The 1,570-nt window shown below is 74.9% G+C and carries 1 protein-coding gene; it reads right to left on the reverse strand.

Annotated features, from left to right (window positions below; genetic code table 11):
- Positions 1 to 275: 275 nt before the first annotated feature.
- Positions 276 to 1,570: SpoIIE family protein phosphatase (locus tag KN815_RS43715; protein ID WP_216347308.1), on the reverse strand; the 1,295-nt coding region annotated here is incomplete at its 5' end.

Below are 1,570 nucleotides of genomic sequence, written 5' to 3' on the forward strand. Positions count from 1 at the left end.
GGAGGAGAACGCCCCCTACCGCTTCCGGCGCACCTGAGACGGCCGTCCGTTCCGTGCCCGCCCCGTGGGGCCGGGCGGACGGTCCTCGGGTCCCAGTCGCCGTGTCTCCCCCGTGGCAGACGACCGGGGCCACCCCCGAACGCCCCCGCGACCGCACGACCGAACGGAGCGGATCGTCACCGGGTTGCCGGGTCCGGGGGCCACACCGTCATGCCGTACTCGGGCGCGCGCCAGTCGAACGACAACCGGACCGACTGGCGCCCGGGCACGGCGGCTCAGGACGGCATCGCCAGCTCGAACCAGACGACCTTGCCCGTGGACAGCCGGGTCGCGCCCCAGCGCCGCGCCATCCGGTTCACCAGATACAGCCCGCGGCCGCCCTCGTCGGACGGCCGGGCCTGGCGCAGCCGGGGCAGTTGCGGGACGTCGTCCCCGACCTCGCAGCGCAGCACGTCCGTACGCAGCAGCCGCAGGGTGATCGGCCGTTCCGCGTAGCGCACCGCGTTGGTCACCACCTCGCTGACCAGCAGCTCCACCGCGTCGGTCAGATCGTCCAGGTCCCAGCGGGCCAGCGCCCGGCGGGCCAGCCGGCGCGCCTGCCCGGCGGTCTGCGCCTTCGGGTCCAGGAACCAGTAGGCGACATCGCTGGGCGCGATGCCCTCGAAGCGGGCCGCGAGCAGCGCCACGTCGTCGTCGCGGTCGCCGGGGCCGAGCATGTCCAGCACCTCGTCGCACAGCGGCTCCAGCGGCGGCGGGTTGGGGCCGGTGAGCCGGGCGGTGGCGGTCAGCCGCTCCCGCAACTGCTCGATCCCGGTCCACACATCGCGCATCCGCGATTCGACCAGACCGTCGGTGTAGAGCATCAGGGTGGCCCCGGCCGGGGCGTCCAGTTCGACCGCCTCGAAGTCGACCCCGCCGACCCCGATCGGCGCCCCCGGCGGCACCCGCAGCACCTCGGCGCGGCCGCCCCGGTGCAGCAGCAGGGGCGGCGGATGGCCCGCGTTGGCGACCACGATGCGGTGCGCGACCGGGTCGTAGACCGCGTACAGACAGGTGGCCATGCGGTCGGTGCCCAGCCGCTGGGCCTGCTCGTCCAGGTGGTGCAGCACCTCCTGCGGCGGCAGATCGAGCCCGGCCAGGGTCTGTGCGGTGGTGCGGAGCTGGCCCATGATCGCGGCGGAGGTCATCGAATGGCCCATCACATCGCCGACCACCAGCGCCACCCGGTTGCCCGGCAGCGGGATCGCGTCGTACCAGTCGCCGCCGACCCGCGCGGTCTCGGCCGCGGGCAGATAGCGGCTGGCCAGCCGGACGCCGGTGGGCTGCGGCAGCGAGTCGGGCAGCATGGTGCGCTGGAGCTCGTCCGCGATGTACACCTCGCGCCCGTAGAGCACCGCCTTGTCGACGCCGAGCGCGGTGTGGGTGGCGAGCTGCGCGGCCACCAGCAGATCGTCCGGTTCGAACGGCGGCCGGTCCGGGCGGCGTACGAACACGGCCGCGCCGATCACCCGGCGGCGGCCGCGCAGCGGCGCCAGCACGGTGCGCTGACCGGTCGCCACCGAGGGGCCCT

The sequence above is a fragment of the Streptomyces niphimycinicus genome (assembly GCF_018883605.1).
In the GTDB taxonomy this organism is placed as follows: Bacteria; Actinomycetota; Actinomycetes; order Streptomycetales; family Streptomycetaceae; genus Streptomyces; species Streptomyces niphimycinicus.